Below are 16,108 nucleotides of genomic sequence, written 5' to 3' on the forward strand. Positions count from 1 at the left end.
GCCTGCACCCCAAAAGCAAACCGCCGCACGTTGCCGCGCGGCGGTTTCATCGAATGATTCGTTCCATTATGCCGCGTTTACCCACCCGGAATGGTGGGAAAACCCGGCGGCACTGTCGGACAGTGCCGCTCGCTGCGCGCCATCAAAAAAACAGGCGCAGCGGCAATGGAAAGACCTCAGGCAGCCTGCAGTTGGGCGTGCAATTCCTGGACCGAGTGCACGTCCATGTTGCCCATGGACTTCATGCCTTCGACGGCAGCTTCTGCACCGAAGATGGTCGTGAAGGTGGTCACGCGGGCCAGCAGCGCGCTGGTGCGGATGGCCCGCGAGTCGGCGATGGCGTTGCGGCGCTCCTCCACCGTGTTGATGACCATGGCGATCTCGCCATTCTTGATCATGTCCACGATGTGGGGGCGGCCTTCGGTCACCTTGTTGACGAGTTGCACCTCGATGCCCGCCTCGGAGATGGCCGCTGCCGTGCCGCGCGTGGCGCACAGCACGAAGCCCATCGCAGCCAGCTCCCTGGCCACGGCCACGGCACGCGGCTTGTCGGCATTCTTCACGGTCAGGAAGACCTTGCCCTGGGTCGGCAGCGTGACGCCGGCGCCCAGCTGGCTCTTGACGAAGGCTTCGCCAAAGGTCTTACCCACGCCCATGACTTCGCCGGTGGACTTCATCTCGGGGCCGAGGATGGTATCCACGCCAGGGAACTTCACGAACGGGAAGACGGCTTCCTTGACACTGAAGTACGGCGGCGTGACTTCCTTGGTGATGCCTTGCTGGGCCAGCGTGTCACCGGCCATGCAGCGCGCAGCCACCTTGGCCAGCTGGATGCCGGTGGCCTTGGAGACGAAGGGCACGGTGCGCGAGGCACGCGGGTTGACTTCCAGCACGTAGATCACGTCGCCTTCGGCCGTTTCCTTGATGGCGAACTGCACGTTCATCAGGCCTACCACGCTCAGCGCGTTGGCCATGGCGGCAGTCTGGCGCTTGATCTCGGCCACGGTCTCGGGCTTGAGGTAGTAAGGCGGCAGCGAGCAGGCGGAATCGCCCGAATGCACGCCAGCCTGCTCGATGTGCTCCATCACGCCGCCGATGAAGACGGCGCCTTCGCGGTCGCGCACGCAGTCCACATCGCACTCGATGGCATTGGACAGGAAGTGGTCCAGCAGCACGGGTGAGTCATTGCTGACCTTGACCGCTTCGCGCATGTAGCGCTCCAGGTCGCGCTGCTCGTGCACGATTTCCATGGCACGGCCACCCAGCACATAGCTGGGACGCACGACCAGGGGGTAACCCAGGCCGGCCGCCTTTTCCAGCGCCTCGGGCTCGGTACGGGCCGTGGCATTGGGCGGCTGGCGCAGGCCCAGCTCATGCAGCAGCTTCTGGAAGCGCTCGCGGTCTTCGGCCGCGTCGATCATGTCGGGCGTGGTGCCGATGATGGGCACGCCTTCTTTTTCAAGACCCAGGGCGAGCTTCAGGGGCGTCTGGCCACCGTACTGCACGATGACGCCAACAGGCTTTTCGACAGCCACGACTTCGAGCACGTCTTCCAGCGTCAGCGGCTCGAAATACAGGCGGTCCGACGTGTCGTAGTCGGTGGACACGGTCTCGGGGTTGCAGTTGACCATGATGGTTTCATAGCCGTCCTCGCGCATGGCGAGTGCAGCATGCACGCAGCAGTAGTCGAACTCGATGCCCTGGCCGATGCGGTTCGGGCCACCGCCCAGCACCATGATCTTTTTCTTGTCCGTCGGCTCGGCTTCGCACTCCTCGTCATAGGTGGAGTACATGTAGGCCGTGTCGGTGGCGAACTCGGCAGCGCAGGTGTCCACACGCTTGAACACGGGGCGCACGCCCAGTGTCTTGCGTGCCTCGCGCACGGCCTTCTCATTGCTGTGCAGCAGCTTGGCCAGGCGACGGTCGGAGAAGCCCTTTTGCTTGAGCGTGCGCAGCGTGGTGGCGTCCAGTGCGGCCAGCGCGGCATCGCCCTTTTCCTCGTAGACCTGGTCCAGCTCGAGTTCGATCTTCACGATCTCTTCGATCTGCACGAGGAACCACTTGTCGATCTTGGTGATGTTGTGCACCTCGTCCAGCGTCCAGCCGGCAGCGAAGGCATCGCCCACATACCAGATGCGGTCCGGACCGGGCTCGCCGAGTTCCTTTTCGAGGATTTCGCGGTCCTGGGTCTTTTCGTTCATGCCGTCCACGCCCACTTCCAGGCCGCGCAGCGCCTTCTGGAAGGACTCCTGGAAGGTACGGCCAATGGCCATGACCTCGCCCACGGACTTCATCTGCGTGGTCAGGCGGTTGTCGGCAGCGGGGAACTTCTCGAACGCGAAACGCGGGATCTTGGTGACCACGTAGTCGATCGAGGGCTCGAACGAAGCGGGCGTCTTGCCGCCCGTGATGTCGTTCTTGAGTTCGTCCAGCGTGTAGCCCACGGCCAGCTTGGCAGCGACCTTGGCGATGGGGAAGCCCGTGGCCTTGGAGGCCAGCGCCGAGGAACGCGACACGCGCGGGTTCATCTCGATGACGATCATGCGGCCGTCCTTCGGATTCACCGAGAACTGCACGTTGGAGCCGCCCGTGTCCACGCCGATCTCGCGCAGCACCGCCAGCGAGGCGTTGCGCATGATCTGGTATTCCTTGTCGGTCAGCGTCTGCGCGGGTGCCACGGTGATCGAGTCGCCGGTGTGCACGCCCATCGGGTCCAGGTTCTCGATGGAGCAGATGATGATGCAGTTGTCCGCCTTGTCGCGGACGACTTCCATCTCGTACTCCTTCCAGCCGAGCAGCGATTCCTCGATCAGCAACTCATTGGTCGGGGACGCTTCCAGCCCGCGCTTGCAGATGGTCTCGAACTCTTCGGGGTTGTAGGCAATGCCGCCGCCCGTGCCGCCCAGCGTGAAGCTGGGGCGGATGACGGTGGGAAAGCCCATTTCCTTTTGCACGGCCCAGGCTTCGTCCATCGAATGGGCGATGCCCGAGCGTGCCGAACCCAGGCCGATGCGCGTCATCGCATCCTTGAACTTGAGGCGGTCCTCGGCCTTGTCGATGGCCTCGGGAGTTGCGCCGATCAGCTCGACCTTGTACTTGTGCAGCACGCCGTTGCGCCACAGGTCCAGCGCGCAGTTCAGCGCGGTCTGGCCGCCCATGGTCGGCAGGATGGCGTCGGGACGCTCCTTGGCGATGATCTTCTCGACCGTCTGCCAGGTGATGGGCTCGATGTAGGTGACGTCGGCCGTGGCCGGGTCGGTCATGATCGTGGCAGGGTTGCTGTTGATCAGGATGACCTTGTAGCCCTCTTCGCGCAACGCCTTGCAGGCCTGCACGCCGGAGTAGTCAAACTCGCAGGCCTGGCCGATGACGATGGGACCGGCGCCAATGATCAGAATGCTTTTGAGGTCGGTGCGCTTAGGCATTTTTGTGTTTCTCCATCAGCGCCGTGAAGCGGTCAAACAGGTAGGCGATATCGTGCGGGCCGGGCGAAGCCTCGGGGTGGCCCTGGAAGCAGAACGCAGGCTTGTCCTTGTGCTCAAGGCCTTGCAGCGTGCCGTCGAACAGGCTGATGTGCGTGGCGCGCAGCGTGTCGGGCAGGGACTCCATCTCCACGGCAAAACCGTGGTTCTGGCTGGTGATGCTGACCCGGCCGTTGTCCAGGTCCTTGACGGGGTGGTTGGCGCCGTGGTGGCTGTTGGCCATCTTGAAGGTCTTGGCGCCAGCGGCCAGGGCCATGATCTGGTGACCCAGGCAGATGCCGAAGACGGGCTTGCCGGACTCCACCAGCTCCTTGGTGGCGGCAATGGCGTAGTCGCAGGGCTCCGGGTCGCCAGGGCCGTTGGACAGGAAAACGCCGTCGGGGTTGAGTGCCAGCACATCCTTGGCGGGCGTCTTGGCCGGCACCACGGTCAGCTTGCAGCCGCGCTCGGCCAGCATGCGCAGGATGTTGAACTTCACGCCGAAGTCATAGGCCACCACATGGAAACGCGGGGCCTGCTGCTGGCCGTAGCCTTCGCCCAGCTTCCACTCGGTTTCCGTCCATTCGTACTGCTGGGCGGCGCTCACCACCTGGGCCAGATCCAGGCCCTTCATGCTGGGGGCCGCCTTGGCCGCAGCCAGTGCCTCGTCGATGCGCGCCTGGGTCACTTCTTCGCCAGCGGCCAAACCGACGATGGCGCCGTTTTGTGCGCCCTTGTCGCGCAGCAGCCGTGTGAGCTTGCGCGTGTCGATGTTGGCAATCGCCACCGTGCCGCTGCGCGTGAGGTAGTCGGGCAGGGTCTCGGACTTGCGGAAGTTGCTGGCCAGCAGCGGAAGGTTCTTGATGATCAGGCCCGCCGCATGGACCTTGCCAGCCTCGACATCCTCTGCGTTGACGCCGTAGTTGCCGATGTGCGGATACGTGAGCGTCACGATCTGCTGGCAGTAGCTGGGGTCGGTGAGGATTTCCTGGTAGCCGGTGATTGCCGTGTTGAAAACGACTTCACCAACCGTGGTGCCTTGCGCACCGATCGAGTTGCCAACAAAGACCGTGCCGTCTGCGAGCGCCAGGATGGCGGATGGGAATGCTCCCTTGAGAGACAAAAGCACTGGGTTCTCCGGTTCTAATTACGGTTACGCCCAGCGTGCCGCACGGACGGATCCGGGCGGGTTATAGCTTGTCTGCAGGGGGTGGCGAGGAAGCGTCGCTAGGCGTAGTGTGGAATGCTTGAAAGCCGCCCATTATAGGCTGGTCGTGCTTCAGCCTCCTGACAGGAGCCGGGATTACCCTTGACGTAAGCCGGCACTCACGCTGCTTGCGTGCAGGCATATTGCCGCTGCAGCAGCCACGTTCAGCGACTCCTCACCGCCCGGTTGGCCGATGCGCACATGCTGCGCTGCGCGCTGCATCAGCGCCTCGCCAACACCCTGCCCTTCATGGCCCATGGCCCAGGCACAAGGCCAGGGCAGCGCGGCATTGTGGATCAGTTCGCCCTGATGGGAGCTGGTCACGATCAGGGGCAAGCCAAGCGCATCCAGATCTTCCGGCAAGGCCGACTCAATCAATTGCAGACCGAAATGCGCCCCCATGCCGGCGCGCAGCACCTTCTGACTCCACAGCGCAGCCGTGCCCTTCAGGGCCACGACCTGGCTGAAACCGAAGGCAGCGGCACTGCGCAGGATGGAGCCCACGTTGCCTGCGTCCTGCACGCGGTCCAACACCACCGTGGCCACGCCGGCACGGATGACCGCCGATGCCTGCCAGTCCATCAGAAAACCGATGCGCGCCGGGGACTCCAGACCGCTGACTTCGGCAAACAGGGCATCTGCCAGCACCACGCACTTGCCTGCGCCCTGCACCCATTCCAGCGGCACCAGCGGCCAGAAGGATTCGGCCACCACGGCCACGGAGGGCTGCATGCCACGCGCCAGCGCGGCACGGCACAGATGGTCCCCCTCCAGCCAGACGCGCCCTTGCTTGCGGTAGGCCCCACTGTCCTGGACAAGCCTGCGCAAATCCTTGACCAGGACGTTGTCACGGGACTGGATCAATGTGGCGGCGGGTTGTCGGCTCATGGTGAGGCTTTCGGGCAAAGGGAACAGCGCGCCACGGGCGCAGAAAGAAACGGCAAAGGCGCTCAGGCAGACAGCAGCAGGGCTTGCGCACCCTGCGCCGCAGCTGCCACGCGGGCAGCGGCCAGGGGCTCGGCCATGCGGGCAATGCTCACGACATGGGCCACCGGCGCGAAGGTTCGTCGGTGCTCCTCGCAGGCACCGTGCAGGCGCAGCGCCGCAAGGTGGGCCGCCGTGCCGTAGCCCTTGTGGCCGTCGAAGCCGTATTCCGGATATTGCTCATGCAGCCGTTCGCACCAGCGGTCGCGCGTGACCTTGGCCAGTATGGAGGCGGCCGAGATGGCCTGCACCAGGGAGTCCCCCTTGACGATGGCCTCGGCCTGCACATCCAGCACGGGCAGCTGGTTGCCATCCACCAGCACGAGCACCGGCTTCAGGCGCAGGCCCAGCACCGCGCGGCGCATGGCCAGCAGCGTGGCCTGCAGGATGTTCAGGCGATCGATCTCTTCGACCGAGGCCTCGGCAATGCTGCAGCACAGCGCCTTGGCACGGATCTCGTCATAGAGTGCCTCGCGGCGCGCAGCCGTGAGCTTCTTGGAATCGTTCAGGCCCTCGATGGGATTGAGATCGTCAAGAATGACAGCAGCGGCCACGACAGGGCCGGCCAACGGGCCGCGGCCCGCTTCGTCCACGCCCGCAACCAGCCCCGGCGGATGCCAGGGCAGGCACGCCTGTTCAGGCGGCAGTGGGGGCAATGATTTTCTCGATCGCATGGGCGGCCAGTTCGGCAGTATCGCGCCGCAATTCATGGTGCAGCGCTGTGAAGCGCTGTACCAGCGCCTCGACGGTTGAAGGGGAATGTTCGCACGCCTGCAGCCATTGCAGCACAGCCGCGCTCAACGCCTGGGGCGTTGCCGCATCCTGGATCAGCTCGGGCACGACGAAATCGCCGCACAGGATGTTGGGCAGGCCCACCCAGGGCTGCAACTGCTTGCCACGCATCAGGCGCCAGCTCCAGGGGTGCATGTTGTAGCCGATCACCATGGGACGCTTGTACAACGCGGCTTCCAGCGTGGCCGTGCCGCTGGCGATCAACGTCACGTCGCAGGCTGCCAATGCATCATGGGACTGGCCGCGCACGATGTGCAGCGACGAGGCCATGCCGGACTCCTGGGCAATGCGCCGCAACTCGTCCAGTTGCGAAGGCACGGCAGGCACTACTATTTTAATAGCTGGCAGCGCCTTCCGGACCAAAGCTGCAGCCTGAAAGAAACGGGCTGCAAGATAGCGGATTTCGGAGCGTCGGCTGCCGGGCAGCACGGCCAGCACCAGACCATCTTCCGGCAGACCCAGCCGACGGCGCGCGGCGGCACGGTCGGGTTGCAGCGGAATCACGCTGGCCAGGGGATGGCCCACGTAGGTCGCGTCTATGCCGTGACGGGCCAGCAACTCGGGCTCGAAGGGAAAGATGCACAGCACATGGTCGGCCGCACGCCGGATTTTCTCGACGCGATCTGCACGCCAGGCCCAGATCGAGGGGCAGACGAAATGCACGGTCTTGATGCCCGCAGCCCGCAGATCGGTCTCCAGGCCCAAATTGAAGTCGGGCGCATCGATGCCGACAAAAACGGCTGGCGGCTGCTTGAGCAGGCGCTGGCGCAACTGCCGGCGGATGTTCAGAATCTCGGCCAGCCGGCGAAACACTTCCCAGCTGTAGCCATGCACGGCCAGCCGCTCGCAGGACCACCATGCCTCAAAACCGCGCTGCTGCATTTGGGGCCCGCCGATGCCAAAGGCCGAAGCCTCGGGCCAGCGAGCCTGCAACCCACCCAGGAGCAAGGACGCCAGCAGGTCGCCCGAGGTTTCCCCGGCGACCATGGCAATCGATGGACTCAGGCGCGCCAATGGCGCCGCGCTCTCTGTCATGCCGTCCTTTCGCGCGCCGGATCAGCGCGCAATGCCCCGGGTCGAAGCGGCCAGAAAATCCAGCATCAGCGATACATCGGCAGCAGCCTCGGGCTGCTCGCCAGCCAGCGAGCCAATGGCGTCGCGCGCGGCCTCCAGGGTCAGCCCCTGGCGATACAGCAGGCGGTGCATCTGCTTGATGGCCTGGATACGCTGCGGCCCGAATCCGCGCCGGCGCAGGCCTTCGATATTGAAGCCACGCACGGCCAGGGGATTGCCATCCACCATCATGAAGGGCGGCACATCCTGCGAGATATGGCTGGCAAAGCCTGCCATGGCATGGGCGCCCACCTTGGTGAACTGGTGCACGCCCGTCAGGCCGCCCAGGATCACATGGTCGCCCACATGCACGTGGCCGGCCAGGGTGGCGTTGTTGGCCAGGATGGTGTGGCTGCCCACGACGCAGTCGTGCGCCACATGCACATAGGCCATGATCCAGTTGTCATGGCCTATGACCGTGACGCCCTGGTCCTGCACGGTGCCCGCATTGAAGGTGCAGAACTCGCGCACCGTGTTGCGGTCCCCGATGACAAGCCGCGTGGGCTCGCCTGCGTACTTCTTGTCCTGGGGCTGTGCGCCCAGGGACGCGAACTGGAAAATCCGGTTGTCGCAACCAATGCGGGTATGGCCTTCGACAACGCAATGCGCGCCAATCGTGGTGCCGGCGCCGATTTCCACATGCGGCCCGATGACGGCATAGGGGCCGACCGACACCGACGAATCCAGCTGTGCAGCGGAATCTATCAGTGCCGTGGGATGGATGCGTTCAATGCCAGCCATGCGTCCGTCAGCCCACGTTGCGCATGGTGCACATCAGCTCGGCTTCGCAGGCCACTTCGTCCTCGACGCGGGCCACGCCCTTGAACTTCCAGATGCCGCCGCGAACGCGATCGATGGTGATCTCCAGCACCAGCTGGTCGCCCGGCTCCACGGGGCGCTTGAAGCGCGCACCGTCGATGCCCACGAAGTAGTAGATGTTGTTCTCGTCGGGAACCTGGCCCATGGCATCGAAGGCCAGCAGGCCGGCAGCCTGCGCCAACGCCTCCAGGATGAGCACGCCCGGCATGACGGGACGGCCCGGGAAATGGCCCATGAAATAGGGCTCGTTGAACGTGACGTTCTTGATCGCCTTGATGCGTGTATTGCGCTCAAGCTCCGTGACCTTGTCCACCAGCAGGAAGGGGTAGCGGTGGGGCAGTTGCTTGAGAATTGCGTGAATATCCATCATTGCGTTCCGTTATGGCCTTGATCCGCCGATTGCTGCAGTTGCCGCTCCAGGGCCTTGATGCGATCGCGCATGGAGTGCAACTGCTTCAGCGTCGCAGCATTTTTTTCCCATTTGGCGTTTTCATCCACGGGAAACATGCCCGTGTAAACACCTGATTGTGTCAGCGAACGAGTCACTACCGTCGCTGCCGAAATATGCACCCCGTCGGCCAGCCGCAGATGGCCCAGCACGATGGCGCCGCCTCCCACGGTGCAATGCGCGCCAATGCGCGCGCTGCCGGCCACCCCCACACAGCCGGCCATGGCCGTATGCCGTCCAACGTGCACGTTGTGACCGATCTGGATCAGGTTATCGAGCTTGACCCCGTCCTCGATCACCGTGTCGTCCAGCGCTCCGCGGTCTATGCAGGTATTGGCGCCGATCTCCACATCGTCGCCGATCCGCACGCCACCGAGCTGCTCGATCTTCACCCATGCCCCGTTCTCGGGCGCAAACCCGAAGCCGTCCGCTCCCAGCACCACGCCGGAATGCAGCAGGCAGCGCGCGCCCACATGGCAGTTCTCACCGATGGTGACGCGCGACTTGAGCACGGTGTGGGCACCGATGGTGGCACCCTCTTCAACCACGCAGAGCGGGCCGATCGTGGCAGAGACATCAACGATGGCACTCTCGTGCACCACCGCGCTTGGATGGATACCGGCCGGCGCCACGGACCTGCAGTTTCGCTTCCACCACTGCGTGGCCCTGGCGAAGTAGGCATACGGGTCAGGGACCACGATGCAGGCTCCCCGCTGCTGCGCCAGCTCACGCATGGCGGGCGCCACAATAACGCAGGCCGCCTCGGAGGCGGCCAGTTGCTGGCGGTAGCGGGGGTTGCTCAGAAAACTGAGATCCCCTGCCCCGGCGGAATCCAGCGGCGCGATGCGGGAGATGGGCATCTCCCTTTCGCCACCGACCAGTTCGCCACCGAGTGCATCGAGGATCTGACCCAACAATACGCTCACGGCATGCAGCCCTGGACGCTGGCTTACTTGCCGCCGCCGTTCAGCGCCTTGATCACTTTGTCAGTGATGTCGTACTTGGGGTTGATGTAGACGGCTTCCTGGAGGATGACGTCGTACTTCTCGGTTTCCGCCACTTGCTTGACCACCTTGTTGGCGCGCTCCAGAACCTGGGCCAGTTCCTCGTTCTTGCGGGAGTTCAGGTCTTCCTGGAACTCACGGCGCTTGCGCTGGAACTCGCGGTCCTGGTCCACCAGCTGACGCTGGCGGGAGACGCGCTGGCTTTCGGCCATGGTGGGCGCTTCACGCTCGAACTTCTCCGAAGCGCTCTTGAGCGAGTTGCCCTGGTCGACCAGTTCCTTCTCACGCTTGGAGAATTCCTGCTCCAGCTTGGACTGCGCAGCCTTGGCTGTCGACGCTTCACGGAAGATGCGGTCCGTGTTCACAAAGCCGGCCTTGAACTCTTGAGCGTGCGCAGAAACAGCCATGGCGCCAAGCAGCACAGCCAGGGAAAAATGGCTAGATAGAGATTTCATTAGAAAGAGGTTCCGATTTGGAATTGCAGTCGCTGGATTTTATCCCCGGTCTGCTTGCGGATGGGTTGAGCAAAGGCGAGACGCAGGGGGCCCAGCGGGGAAATCCAGCTGATGCCAAGGCCCGTGGAAGCCCGCAGCTCCCCGAGATCGAAGTTCTGGTTGGCGCCGTAGACATTACCCACATCGAGGAATGTAAAAAGACGCAAAGTCCTGTCATTGCCGGCACCGGGGAAGGGAATCATGAACTCGGCGTTCAAAGTCACCTTCTTGGAGCCGCCCAGGGCAATGTTCTCTGCAGAGTCGCGCGGACCCAGCGAGCCCTGCTCGAAGCCACGCACCGAGCCCAGACCACCCGAGAAGAAGTTCTTGAACAACGGGAACGGACGGCCATTGAGGCCCTTGCCATAACCGAGTTCACCGTTCAAGGCCAACGTGTACTTCTTGCTCAGCGGGATGTACTGCTGGATCTGGTAGTTGGCTCGCACATAGCGGGCCTCGCCACCCACCGACCACTCGGTGTTCAGGCGCTGGTAGAGACCCGAGTTGGGCGCCAGCGCGCTGTCACGGCTGTCACGCGACCAGCCCAAAGTCAGCGGAATGCCGGTGTTGGCATAGCCGTACTTGTCGGCATAGTCCTTGTACGCCTGGGGCAGGTAGGTGCCGGGCTTGATTTCCGAGCGCTCCACGCCACCGCCGAAATACACGGTGTCGATCTCGCTGAACGGCACGCCAAAGCGAACGCTGCCGCCCGAGGTGACGATCTTGTAGGCCGCATCGTCGTAGTAGGGACGGTCAGTGCGGTAGTACAGGTCGTAGGTGCGCGAGATGCCGGTGTCCGTGAAGTACGGATCCGTGGTGGACAGCACCATGGTGCGGCGGTACTTGCTGGTGTTCACGTCCACGCCCAGGTAGTTGCCCGAGCCGAACACGTTTTCCTGCTTGATGCCGAACGACAGCGAAACCTTTTCAGCGCTGGAAAAACCAGCGCCCAGCTGCAGCGAGCCGGTGGGCTTTTCAGCCACCGAGATGACCAGATCCACCTGGTCGGGCGAGCCCGCCACTTCCTGGGTCTCGACATTGACTTCGGTGAAGAAGCCCAGGCGGTCCACGCGGTCGCGCGACAGGCGGATCTTGTCGCCGTCATACCAGGAGGCTTCGTACTGGCGGAATTCGCGGCGGATCACTTCGTCACGCGTGCGATTGTTGCCGCTGACGTTGATACGGCGCACATAGGCGCGGCGCGACGGCTCGGCATGCAGCACCAGGGCCACGCGGTTGGTCGCACGGTCGATGTCCGGCACGGCCTCGACGCGTGCAAAGGCAAAGCCGAAGTTGCCGAAGTGCTCGGTGAAGGCCTTGGTCGTCGCCGTGACCTGGTCGGCGTTGTAGGGCTCGCCGGGCTTGATCTTGACCAGGGACTTGAACTCGTCGTCGCGGTCGAGGTAGTTGCCCTCCAGCTTCACGCCGGAGACGACGAAGCGCTCGCCTTCATGGACGTTGAGCGTGAGCGAAATGGTCTGCTTGTCGGGCGAGATGGCCACCTGGGTGGAGTCCACGCGGAACTCCAGGTAGCCGCGCTGCAGGTAGTACGAGCGCAGCGTTTCCAGGTCGGCGTTGAGCTTGTTGCGCGCATAGCGGTCCGACTTGGTGTACCAGCTCATCCAGTTGCCGGTGTCCTGATCGAACAGGTCCTTGAGCGTGGATTCGCTGAAGGCCTTGTTGCCGACGATGTGGATCTCGTTGATGCGGGCCGGATCGCCCTCGGTCACCGTGAAGGTCAGGTTGACGCGGTTGCGCTCGATGGGCGTGACCGTGGTGACGACTTCCGCGCCATAAAGGCTGCGGTTGATGTACTGGCGCTTGAGCTCCTGCTCGGCACGGTCGGCCAGGGCCTTGTCGAAGGGACGCCCTTCTGCCAGGCCCACATCGCGCATGGCCTTTTGCAGGGTTTCCTTGTCGAACTCCTTGGTGCCGGCGAAATTCACCTCGGCGATGGTCGGGCGTTCCTCGACGACGACAACGAGCACGTTGCCATTGGCCTCGAGACGGATGTCCTTGAACAACCCCAGCGCGAACAGCGAGCGGATCGCAGCTGCGCCCTTGTCATCGTCATACTGGTCGCCCACGCGCAGCGGGATGGAAGCGAAGACCGTGCCCGGCTCCACGCGCTGCAGGCCTTCGATGCGGATGTCCTGTACCCGGAAGGGCTCCAGCGCCCAGGCTGCATTGGCAGCCAAAACCATGGCAGCCAGGGTCGATGCAGCGCGCACGCCCAGGCGATTGATACGTTTAGTCATGAATGGATTTGCCGCCGCTGCGGCTTGCCGAAAACGGCTGAAAAGTTAGCCCCAAAGCCGGTTGATATCGTTGAAAAAGGCGACGGACATCATCATCATCAAAACCGCCACGCCTGCACGCTGCAAGCGTCCGGCCCAGACTTCCGACACGCTTCGGCCAGTCACGCCCTCCCAAAGATAATACATCAGGTGCCCGCCATCGAGCACCGGCAGGGGGAGCAAGTTGAGAACCCCCAGGCTGATGCTTATCAGCGCCAGGAACGAGAGATATTGAACCAGGCCCATGCTGGCCGAGCGCCCCGCATAGTCGGCAATGGTCAAGGGTCCGCTGATGTTCTTGAGCGATGCCTCGCCTATCACCATGCGGCCCATCATGCGCAGCGTCAGCGACGACAGCTCCCAGGTGCGCTGCACGCCTGCCCACAGGCCCTCCAGCGGACCGCGCTGCACCAGAGCCATCTCGGGGGCACTGCCGATGTAGGCGCTGATGCGGGCGATGCTCTCCTTGCCATCTTCCGAGCGGCCCAGATCGGGCAGCACGGGGACCTGCAGCTGCCTGCCATCGCGCTGCACCAGCCACAGTTGCTGCTGGACCTGGCCCGATGCGCCCATCTTGCGGATGAGATTGCGCAGCTGGGTGCCATCATCCACCGGGGTGCTGCCCACGCGCAGCACCAGGTCGCCCTCGCGCAAGCCGGCCTTTTCGGCGGCACCACCGGCGATCACCTTGTCCAGCACGGGCTGCGTCCAGGGCCCCAGCAGACCCAGGCGCTCGAAGAAAGCGGCATCCGGCTCGCCCTGCACCTGGCCGGCCAGCGCCAGCCGCAGCTCGGACGGGGCAGTGCGCCGGCCCTGAAGCACTTCCATGCGCACCGACTCATCGTCGAGCGCGGCGCGGGTCAGTGTCCAGCGCAGATCATTGATGGAGCGAACCTCTTCCCAGTCCTGGTCGCCCAAGGCGATGCGCAGCACGCGATCACCGCCCTGCACGCCCGCCATCTGCAGCACCGTGCCCGCCGGCGGCGTGGCCAATCGCGCCACGGGCTCCTGCATGCCCATCCAATTGACGATGGCCAGCAGCGCGATGGCCAGCACGAGATTGGCCACCGGGCCTGCCGCCACGATGGCCGCACGCGCGCGCAGCGGCTGGGTGTTGAATGCCAGATGGCGCTGGTCGGGCGGGACCTCGCCCTCGCGCTCGTCGAGCATGCGCACATAGCCGCCAAGCGGCAGTGCACCGATGACGAATTCCGTGTCCGAACCTTTGCGCTTCCAGCGCAGGATGGGACGACCGAAGCCGACGGAAAACCGAAGCACCTTCACCCCGCAAGCCACGGCGACGCGGTAGTGGCCCCACTCGTGCACGGCAATCAGCACGCCCAGCGCGACCACGAATGCAACTACGGTCAGCAACAATTGATACTCCTTTGAATCCAATGCGCGCCTGGATGCCGCTGCGCGCCCGCCGAGGAACCCGGTCTGGCCCGCGAAGCCGTTATTGCAGCTGCCACTGCCGCGCCATGGTGTGCGCGATTTCGCGGGCCTGGGCGTCCAGGGCAAGCAGATCGTCCAGGCTGCCCAGTGTAGGCGGCAGCAAGGTTTCGAGAGTGCGCAAATTCACAGCGTGAATACGGTCAAATGCCAGCCGTCGCTCCAGGAAGGCGGCAACGGCGACTTCGTTGGAAGCATTGAGAACCGCCGTAGTTCCCTCGCTGGCGCGCAGCGCCTGCCAGGAAAGATGCAGGCCAGGAAAACGCACGGCATCCGCTTCCTCGAAGGTCAGGGCCGACAGCTTGGCGAAATCCAGGGGCGCCGCGCCGCTGGCGATGCGCCGCGGCCAGGCCAGGCCGCAGGCGATGGGCACGCGCATGTCGGGCGTGCCCAGTTGCGCCAGCACCGAGGCATCCTTGAACTGCACCATGGAGTGCACGATCTGCTGCGGATGGATGACGACCTTGATCTTGTCGGGAGCCATGTCGAACAGCCAGCGTGCCTCGATGACCTCCAGCGCCTTGTTCATCATGGTCGCCGAGTCCACGGAGATCTTGCGCCCCATGGAGAAGTTCGGATGCGCGCAGGCCTGCTCCGGCGTGATCTCGGACAAGGTGGCCGGATCGCGCAGGCGAAAGGGTCCGCCCGAAGCCGTGAGCAGCAGGCTGTCCACCCGATCGGGCCAGCTGGCTCGGTCTTCCGGCAGGCACTGGAAAATGGCCGAATGCTCGCTGTCTATGGGCAGCAGGGTCGCGCCGTGGCGCTTGACCGTGTCCATGAACAGTGCGCCGCCAACGACCAGGGCCTCCTTGTTGGCCAGCAGCAGGCGCTTGCCCGCGCGCGCGGCAGCCAGACAAGGCGCAAGGCCCGCTGCACCGACGATGGCCGCCATGACGGCATCGACTTCGGGATGCGAGGCGATCTGCTCCAGCGCGTCTGGCGACTGCAGCACCTCGGTCGCCAGCCCATTGCTGCGCAACTGTTCAGCCAGCAGCTTCGCGTGTGGCGCGCTGGCCATGACGGCATAGGCAGGCTTGAATTCAGCGCACTGGCGCAGCATCAGGTCCACTTGCGTGGCTGCGCTGAGCGCGAAGACCTCGTAGTGCTCGCGGTGGCGCGCCACCACATCCAGCGTATTGGTACCGATGGAGCCCGTGGAGCCCAGGACGGTGATTTTCTGCTTCATGAATGCGCGAAAGAGGAGAGCATCATGGCCAGCGGCAGGGTCGGCAGCAGGGCATCGACACGGTCAAGCACGCCGCCATGGCCGGGCAGCAGACCACTGCTGTCCTTGACGCCCACGCTGCGCTTGACCAGGGATTCGACCAGGTCGCCGACCACGCTCATCGCGGCCATGAACACAACCGCCAGCAGCAGGAACCAGGCCCCGCGCGCCAACAGCAACGAATAGAAACTGGGCACGGCCACCGCGTAGTGGCGATCCGCCCAGACCCAGGCCAAGGCCAGCACCAGCACGCCGGCCATGCCGCCCCACACGCCTTCCCAGCTCTTGCCAGGACTGATGGAGGGCGCGAGCTTGGACTTGGTGAATTTCAGGCCCAGGGCCCGGCCGGCGAAATATGCAAAGACATCGGCCACCCAGACCAGCACCAGCACAGACAGCAGGAAGTTGATGCCCATCATGCGCGCCTGCACCACGGCCACCCAGGCCAGCCACAGGGCCAGCACTCCGCCGACCAGACGCACAGGCCCCGCAATGCGCGGCCAGCCGGCCACGCCTGCACGCAGCAGTGCCGCGCCGCCCAGCACCCAGGCGGAGCCAGCGACCACCCAGACAGCGGCCAGGGGACGCTCAAGCCAGCCCGCAGCCCAGGTTCCCACGCACATCGCCGTGCAGATGGCACCTATGCCAATGGCACCAGCGGAACCAAAGCCGTTGAGACGGCCCCATTCCCAGGCACCCGCCGCCATGAGCACGAGTACCACCACGGCGAACGGAACGCCCGTCGGATAGAACAGCGCAGGCAGCAAGATGGCCAGCAGGATCAGGGCGGTGATGACTCGCTGCTTGAGCAT

13 protein-coding genes are annotated in these 16,108 nt (G+C 64.3%); all 13 read right to left on the reverse strand.

Translation table 11 applies throughout. The annotated features are described in order from the left end of the window. Window positions 1-176: 176 nt before the first annotated feature. Window positions 177-3,425, reverse strand: coding sequence for a carbamoyl-phosphate synthase large subunit (carB, locus tag A9976_RS27085; protein WP_183021546.1), 3,249 nt, complete (start codon window positions 3,423-3,425; stop codon window positions 177-179). Continuing rightward, entirely contained in the window at window positions 3,418-4,590 is a 1,173-nt protein-coding gene (gene carA / locus A9976_RS27090) for a glutamine-hydrolyzing carbamoyl-phosphate synthase small subunit (protein ID WP_016447475.1), read from the reverse strand. The genes carB and carA overlap by 8 nt, the downstream gene beginning before the upstream one ends. 174 nt (window positions 4,591-4,764) lie before the next feature. After that, the gene (locus A9976_RS27095) at window positions 4,765-5,556 is read right to left on the reverse strand and encodes an RNA methyltransferase (RefSeq protein WP_183021547.1); all 792 of its coding nucleotides are present in this window, start codon (window positions 5,554-5,556) and stop codon (window positions 4,765-4,767) included. Window positions 5,557-5,618: 62 nt separating this feature from the next. Continuing rightward, the gene (rnhB, locus tag A9976_RS27100; RefSeq protein ID WP_012206733.1) at window positions 5,619-6,326 is read right to left on the reverse strand and encodes a ribonuclease HII; all 708 of its coding nucleotides are present in this window, start codon (window positions 6,324-6,326) and stop codon (window positions 5,619-5,621) included. Beyond that, window positions 6,289-7,479: a lipid-A-disaccharide synthase gene (gene lpxB, locus A9976_RS27105; protein WP_183021548.1), complete on the reverse strand. Its 1,191-nt coding sequence runs from the start codon at window positions 7,477-7,479 to the stop codon at window positions 6,289-6,291. The genes rnhB and lpxB overlap by 38 nt, the downstream gene beginning before the upstream one ends. Before the next feature lie 21 nt (window positions 7,480-7,500). Beyond that, window positions 7,501-8,298, reverse strand: coding sequence for an acyl-ACP--UDP-N-acetylglucosamine O-acyltransferase (gene lpxA / locus A9976_RS27110; protein ID WP_183021549.1), 798 nt, complete (start codon window positions 8,296-8,298; stop codon window positions 7,501-7,503). A gap of 7 nt (window positions 8,299-8,305) precedes the next feature. Then, window positions 8,306-8,746, reverse strand: coding sequence for a 3-hydroxyacyl-ACP dehydratase FabZ (gene fabZ / locus A9976_RS27115; protein WP_012206736.1), 441 nt, complete (start codon window positions 8,744-8,746; stop codon window positions 8,306-8,308). Next, entirely contained in the window at window positions 8,743-9,750 is a 1,008-nt protein-coding gene (gene lpxD / locus A9976_RS27120) for a UDP-3-O-(3-hydroxymyristoyl)glucosamine N-acyltransferase (RefSeq protein WP_183021550.1), read from the reverse strand. Before lpxD ends, fabZ begins: the two co-directional genes overlap by 4 nt. A gap of 23 nt (window positions 9,751-9,773) precedes the next feature. Continuing rightward, the gene (locus tag A9976_RS27125; protein WP_183021551.1) at window positions 9,774-10,283 is read right to left on the reverse strand and encodes an OmpH family outer membrane protein; all 510 of its coding nucleotides are present in this window, start codon (window positions 10,281-10,283) and stop codon (window positions 9,774-9,776) included. After that, complete coding sequence (gene bamA, locus A9976_RS27130; RefSeq protein WP_183021552.1) at window positions 10,283-12,580, reverse strand: outer membrane protein assembly factor BamA; 2,298 nt, start codon at window positions 12,578-12,580, stop codon at window positions 10,283-10,285. The genes A9976_RS27125 and bamA overlap by 1 nt, the downstream gene beginning before the upstream one ends. Window positions 12,581-12,625: 45 nt before the next feature. After that, on the reverse strand, window positions 12,626-13,996 hold the full coding sequence (gene rseP, locus A9976_RS27135; RefSeq protein ID WP_183021553.1) for an RIP metalloprotease RseP: 1,371 nt from the start codon (window positions 13,994-13,996) through the stop codon (window positions 12,626-12,628). A 79-nt stretch (window positions 13,997-14,075) separates the two neighbouring features. Then, window positions 14,076-15,257, reverse strand: coding sequence for a 1-deoxy-D-xylulose-5-phosphate reductoisomerase (gene ispC / locus A9976_RS27140; RefSeq protein ID WP_183021554.1), 1,182 nt, complete (start codon window positions 15,255-15,257; stop codon window positions 14,076-14,078). Then, the gene (locus A9976_RS27145) at window positions 15,254-16,108 is read right to left on the reverse strand and encodes a phosphatidate cytidylyltransferase (RefSeq protein ID WP_183021555.1); all 855 of its coding nucleotides are present in this window, start codon (window positions 16,106-16,108) and stop codon (window positions 15,254-15,256) included. Before A9976_RS27145 ends, ispC begins: the two co-directional genes overlap by 4 nt.

This window comes from Delftia sp. UME58 (assembly GCF_014170385.1).
Lineage (GTDB): Bacteria > Pseudomonadota > Gammaproteobacteria > Burkholderiales > Burkholderiaceae_C > Comamonas > Comamonas acidovorans.

Bases quoted from the DNA above. Each gene is read 5' to 3' on its own strand.
- carB (WP_183021546.1), bottom strand. From the start codon at position 3,425: ATGCCTAAGCGCACCGACCTCAAAAGCATTCTGATCATTGGCGCCGGT.
- A9976_RS27095 (WP_183021547.1), bottom strand. From the start codon at position 5,556: ATGAGCCGACAACCCGCCGCCACATTGATCCAGTCCCGTGACAACGTC.
- rnhB (WP_012206733.1), bottom strand. From the start codon at position 6,326: ATGCGATCGAGAAAATCATTGCCCCCACTGCCGCCTGAACAGGCGTGC.
- lpxB (WP_183021548.1), bottom strand. From the start codon at position 7,479: ATGACAGAGAGCGCGGCGCCATTGGCGCGCCTGAGTCCATCGATTGCC.
- lpxA (WP_183021549.1), bottom strand. From the start codon at position 8,298: ATGGCTGGCATTGAACGCATCCATCCCACGGCACTGATAGATTCCGCT.
- fabZ (WP_012206736.1), bottom strand. From the start codon at position 8,746: ATGATGGATATTCACGCAATTCTCAAGCAACTGCCCCACCGCTACCCC.
- A9976_RS27125 (WP_183021551.1), bottom strand. From the start codon at position 10,283: ATGAAATCTCTATCTAGCCATTTTTCCCTGGCTGTGCTGCTTGGCGCC.
- bamA (WP_183021552.1), bottom strand. From the start codon at position 12,580: ATGACTAAACGTATCAATCGCCTGGGCGTGCGCGCTGCATCGACCCTG.
- ispC (WP_183021554.1), bottom strand. From the start codon at position 15,257: ATGAAGCAGAAAATCACCGTCCTGGGCTCCACGGGCTCCATCGGTACC.
- A9976_RS27145 (WP_183021555.1), bottom strand. From the start codon at position 16,108: ATGCTCAAGCAGCGAGTCATCACCGCCCTGATCCTGCTGGCCATCTTG.